The 4,860-nt window shown below is 73.5% G+C and carries 6 protein-coding genes; 3 read left to right on the forward strand and 3 right to left on the reverse strand.

Annotated elements, in window-relative coordinates:
* Window positions 1-903 (reverse strand): tetratricopeptide repeat protein (locus ABD198_RS11895; RefSeq protein ID WP_344000302.1); only part of this gene is annotated, 903 nt, incomplete at its 3' end.
* Window positions 904-1,082: 179 nt separating this feature from the next.
* Between ABD198_RS11895 and ABD198_RS11900 the strand changes: the two genes are divergently transcribed.
* The 3 genes from ABD198_RS11900 to ABD198_RS11910 are packed head-to-tail and all read left to right on the forward strand — an operon-like array spanning window position 1,083 to window position 3,678.
* On the forward strand, window positions 1,083-2,513 hold the full coding sequence (locus ABD198_RS11900) for a S8/S53 family peptidase (RefSeq protein ID WP_344000166.1): 1,431 nt from the start codon (window positions 1,083-1,085) through the stop codon (window positions 2,511-2,513).
* 59 nt (window positions 2,514-2,572) lie between these two features.
* The gene (locus ABD198_RS11905) at window positions 2,573-3,148 is read left to right on the forward strand and encodes an RNA polymerase sigma factor (protein ID WP_344000168.1); all 576 of its coding nucleotides are present in this window, start codon (window positions 2,573-2,575) and stop codon (window positions 3,146-3,148) included.
* Window positions 3,149-3,153: 5 nt separating this feature from the next.
* Window positions 3,154-3,678 carry a hypothetical protein gene (locus ABD198_RS11910; protein WP_344000170.1) on the forward strand — a complete coding sequence of 175 codons (525 nt, stop codon included), beginning with the start codon at window positions 3,154-3,156 and terminating at the stop codon, window positions 3,676-3,678.
* Window positions 3,679-3,702: 24 nt separating this feature from the next.
* Here the strand turns inward: ABD198_RS11910 and ABD198_RS11915 are convergent, their stop codons facing one another.
* A complete protein-coding gene (locus ABD198_RS11915; protein ID WP_344000172.1) occupies window positions 3,703-4,500 on the reverse strand; it encodes an N-formylglutamate amidohydrolase in 798 nt (265 codons plus the stop codon).
* Between the two features lie 246 nt (window positions 4,501-4,746).
* On the reverse strand, window positions 4,747-4,860 hold a 114-nt coding region (locus ABD198_RS30695; RefSeq protein ID WP_425580465.1), incomplete at its 5' end, for an NADP-dependent isocitrate dehydrogenase.

Raw genomic sequence — 4,860 nt, forward strand, 5'->3', positions numbered from 1 at the left:
CTCCCACCAGGCGCGGTGCTGCCGGGCGAACAGCCGCACGGCGAGTCCCGCGCGGGCCGTCGCGGTGTGCGGGTCGCCGGCCAGCCGGGCCGCCCGCGCCGCGGCCAGCAGCAGCTCCGCCTTGCGGGTGGACTGGCCGCCGATCTCGTCCAGCACCTTGATCGCGGCGTCCGCCTCCGCCAGCGCCTCGGCGGCGAGACCGGCCGCCATCAGCACCTCGCAGCGCCGGATGCTCAGCATGAACGTCGGCGTGCCGAGCTTCGCGTAGCGCTCCTCCGCCTCGTCGAGCAGCCGCAGCGCGGCCGGGACGTCACCCGCGCGGAACGCCGCGAGGCCCCGGCTCTCGACCGCGTCCGCCTTGTCGTGCTCCTGGCCCGTGGTGTCCCACAGCGCCTCGGCCGCGGTGAAGTCGGCGTCCGCCCGGTCCACCGCGCCCAGCGCCAGATGCACCGTCGCCCGCAGGGTCAGCGCCCGCGCCGTCCAGATCACGTCACCGGCCTGGCGCAGCACGGGAATCGCCCGCCGCACGTCCTCCAGGGCCTCCTTGTGATGCCCCAGCACCCACCAGGAGTACGCCCGCCGGAACAGCACCCGCGCCCGGGTGTGCCCGGTGCCGCGCTCCACACCCCGGCCGAGGGCGTCCATGCCCTGCCGGGTGCGCCCCGCGTGCACCAGCGCGACCCCCAGGGTGGCGAGGACGTCCGCCTCCCGCTCGGCGGAGCCGGCGCGCGCCGCGAAGCCACGGGCCCGGCGCAGATGCCGCAGCGCCAGCCGCAGATCGCCGAAGTCCCGCTGCCAGATGCCGATGACCTGGTGGGCGACGGAGGCGTGCAGCGGTGCGGGGCGCCCGGCCAGCACCCGGCGGGCCCCGGCCAGGGCCTCCTGGGGCGCGGCGAACACCATCGGCAGCAGTTCCTGCACCGAGTCGTCTCCCGCAGTCACCCCACGGATGGTAGTGCTCCGCAACCGCGGCCCACAGATTCGACGTTGTATCAAGTTGTATCAAAAGGCCGTCCGGTGGCTCTGATTGACGACAAGCCCGGCGGCCGTCATGCCGCTGTCGCCCCTGCGGAGGACATCTCATGGCACCACAGCGATTCCGCGAGCAGTTCGCCCAGATCCAGCGCTCGATGCCCGACGTCCCCCTGGCGATCGGCCCCGACGACGCGGGCCAGTTCCTCTACGAGAAGGGCGTCGTGCTCGCCCGCGAAGGCGAGGACGCCCGCATCGTCGAGGACACCGTGCGGCAGCACTTCGCCACGTTCGCGGGACTCTCCGCCGACCGGGTGGAGCGGGTGAGCCCGGAGACCAACCGCTCCGGCATCACCCGGATCCGGGTCGCCGACCCGGGGGAGGGCGACGGCAGCGGCGACCCGGCGGTCGCGAACGCTCTGCGGGCGCTCACCGCGACCGAGGGCCGGGCCGGACGCCGGCTGGTCAGCCGCAACCACGTGGTGCACATCGCCGTCAACGCCTGCCCCGGCGACGAGCCGGTGCCCGTCCCCGCCTCCGAACAGCCCAACCCGGCCCCCGCGGAGGGCCTCCACGACCCGGACAGCGCCGTCGGCGTGCTGGTGATCGACACCGGGCTGATGCACGACTACCGCTCCTACCCGCCGCTCGCCCACGCCCGCGGCGACGCCCAGGTCCAGGAGTGCGACGAGGACGGCGTGCTGCGGCAGTACTGCGGCCACGGCACGTTCATCGCCGGACTCGTCGCCGCCGTCGCCCCCAACACCGACATCACGGTGCGCAACACGCTCAACGACGCCGGCGCCGTCCTGGAGTCCGAGTTCGGCGAGAAGCTCTTCGAGGCCGTCGACCGGGACGGCTGGCCCGACATCATCAGCCTCTCGGCCGGCACCTCCAACGGCCGCACCGACGGACTGCTCGGCGTCGACGCGTTCATGGAGGAGCTGCGCCAGCGGCACACCCTGCTGGTCGCCGCCGCCGGCAACAACGCCAGCGCCATGCCGTTCTGGCCCGCCGCCTACGCCACCCTGCCCGGCTACGAGAACGCCGTGCTGTCGGTGGGCGCGCTGCGCGGCGACGGCGAGTACGGCGCCTGCTTCACCAACCACGGCCCCTGGGTGCGGGTGTACGCGCCCGGCGAGCGTCTCACCAGCGCGCTCACCGGATTCGACACCCCCGTGCCGTACGTGTACCAGCACTCCACCTACGAGGAGTGCCGCTACGGCTTCTCCTACGCCTGCACCTGCCGGCACCCGCGGCACACCGGCGTGCTGAGCGAGGAGAACGGCTCGGCCAAGCCGGACCAGGTGATGTTCGAGGGGCTGGCGCAGTGGAGCGGCACCTCCTTCGCGACTCCGGTCGCGGCCGGCCTGATCGCGGCGCACATGACCGCGCAGGCGGAGACCGACCCGCGCAAGGCCCGGCGGCAACTGCTGGACGCGGTCACCGAGTTCGCCGAGGTCCGCGGCGCCCATGTCCCCGCGCTGCTGCCGCCGGCCTGGCGGCCTGCGCCGGTCGTGCAACCGTCCGCCCGCCCATGAGGACCGGAACGCTCCCCTCCGCGGCGTACGATGACGTGTCGTACACGAGGGGTGGGACCGTGGACCGTACTGATGTCGGCGCGTTGGTCCAGTCCGCCGCCGACGGGGACGCGGCGGCCTGGAAGGCGATCGTGGAGGGGCTGGGCCCCCTGGTCTGGTCGGTGGTGCGCGCCCATCGGCTCTCCGACGCGGACGCGCACGAGGTCAGTCAGACCGTCTGGTTCCGCTTCGCCCAGCATCTGGGCCGGCTCAGGGAACCGGACAAGGCGGGCGCTTGGCTGGCCCGCACGGCACGGCACGAGTGCCTGAAGGTGATCCGGAACCAGCGGCGGCTGACGCTGACCGACGATCCGCTGCTGCTGGACCGGGTGAGCGAGGAAGGCGTTCCCGAACAGTCGCTGCTGGAGCAGGAGGAGGCGGCCGCGCAGAACGAGCGGGTGCGGCGGCTGTGGCAGGAGTTCGAGGAACTGGGCGATCGGTGCCGCCAGTTGCTCCGGGTGCTGATCGCCTCCCCGCCGCCCAGCTATCAGGAGGTGTCCGCCGCGCTCGGTATCGCGGTGGGCAGCATCGGACCCCTGCGCCAGCGCTGCCTGCGCCGGTTACGGGCCCGGCTCGAGTCACGGGGGACAGCGTGAACGGCATGGACGACGCACTCAACGGCGACGGATTCGACGACGAGGAACTCAGCGGCGAGTTCAGCGGCGACGGCCTCGGCGACGGGGGACCGGACGGCGGCGAGACGACGGCGCTGGAGGAGGAGCTGCGGCAGGCCGCCGCGGTCCTGGACCCGATGCCGCCGGAGCTGCTGCAGATCGCGGTGGACGCCTACGCCCTGCACGACCTCGAGGCCCGGGTGGCGGAGCTGACCTTCGACTCACTGGTCGACGCGCTGCCGGTCCGGGGCGTGACGGACGCGCCCCGGATGCTCACCTTCACCGCGGGCGAGGTCACCGTGGACGTGGAGGTGACCGCCGAAGGGCTGCTGGGCCAGTTGCTGCCGCCCGGCCCGGCCGGCGTCGAGGTGCTCAGCGGACCGCAGCCGGGCACCCCGGTGACGGTCGACGAGATGGGCCGCTTCACGGCCGACCGCCCGCCCTCCGGCCCCTTCGCGCTCCGCCTGCGCACCGGGTCGGACGTGATCACCACGGAGTGGCTGCGGGCCTGAGCCGTGCCCGCGTCAGCCCGGTGATCAGCGCGAGACCGCGTCCACCAGCTCGGCCAGGGCCGAGGCGAGCCTGCCCAGGCCCGCACCGGCGGGGCCGCCCGGCTCGGTCATGTAGATGTCCCGGCGCAGCTCCACCATCAGCGCCGTTACCTCCGGCCGCTTGCGGTAGAACTCCAGCGGCACATAGGTCCCCGCGAACGGGCTGTCCAGGCCCGTCTCCCCGCAGGGCGCGAAGGCCCGCCGCGCGGCGTCGAGCAGCGCGGGCGGCGTGTGGAAGGAATCGGTGCCCAGGCAGACGGCGGGGCGCGGCCCGTCGCCGTGCAGCTCGTAGGGGAGCGGTGCGCTCGGGTAGGAGTGCACATCGATGATCACCGCACGGCCGGTGGCGGCGAGCCGGCCGGCGACCGCCTCCGTCATGGCCTCGGCGTAGGGCCGGAACCAGCGCTCTATCAGCGGCTCGGGGTCGAAGCCCTCGTCCCGCAGCACGCCCTTGTGCGTGGTCCGCGTGTACACCGCCCCCATCCCGGCCGCCAGCATCTCCTCCCGCTCGTCCGGGAACCGCTCGGGGTCGACCACCAGCCGGGACAGCCGGTTCTCGAACCGCCAGGGCTTGAGGCCGGCCGCGCTCGCGGCCTCCTCGGCGATCCGGGCGGTGTGCGCATCGGTGATGTGGTCCAGCTCCCGCTCCAGCTCCGCGTCGTCCAGCACGATCCCGGCCCTGACCTCGTCCGGTATCTCCCGCGCCGAGTGCGGCACATGAAGGATCACGGGCGAGTCGCCGGCGCCGGGAAGCAACGCGAAGGACTGCGGGACATCGGTCATACGGCCGCTCCAGGTCGTGGTGGGTGCTGCAGCAGAAGATCACCGTGCCACATGCCACTGACAGCGCCGGAGGGGAACGCAGATGGAAGACAGGAGCGGAACGCAGCCGGCAGATGGAAGACCGGAGCGGAACGCAGCCGGAAAGAAGACCGGAGCGGAACGCAGCCGGAAAAGACGGGCGCCCCGTCTCCGCCGGGACGGAGACGGGGCGCCCGGTGACTGCCTGTGTGCTGCCTGGCGGCGGCGTCAGGCCAGCGAGGCCAGGGCCTCGTTCCAGGTGGCGGACGGGCGCATGACCGCGGAGGCCTTGGCCGGGTCCGGCTTGTAGTAGCCACCGATGTCGGCCGGGCTGCCCTGGAC

This window comes from Streptomyces thermocarboxydovorans (assembly GCF_039524635.1).
GTDB lineage: Bacteria > Actinomycetota > Actinomycetes > Streptomycetales > Streptomycetaceae > Streptomyces > Streptomyces thermocarboxydovorans.

Excerpts from the sequence above, each read along its gene's own strand:
- ABD198_RS11900 (WP_344000166.1), top strand. The coding sequence starts at position 1,083 with ATGGCACCACAGCGATTCCGCGAGCAGTTCGCCCAGATCCAGCGCTCG.
- ABD198_RS11910 (WP_344000170.1), top strand. The coding sequence starts at position 3,154 with ATGGACGACGCACTCAACGGCGACGGATTCGACGACGAGGAACTCAGC.
- ABD198_RS11915 (WP_344000172.1), bottom strand. The coding sequence starts at position 4,500 with ATGACCGATGTCCCGCAGTCCTTCGCGTTGCTTCCCGGCGCCGGCGAC.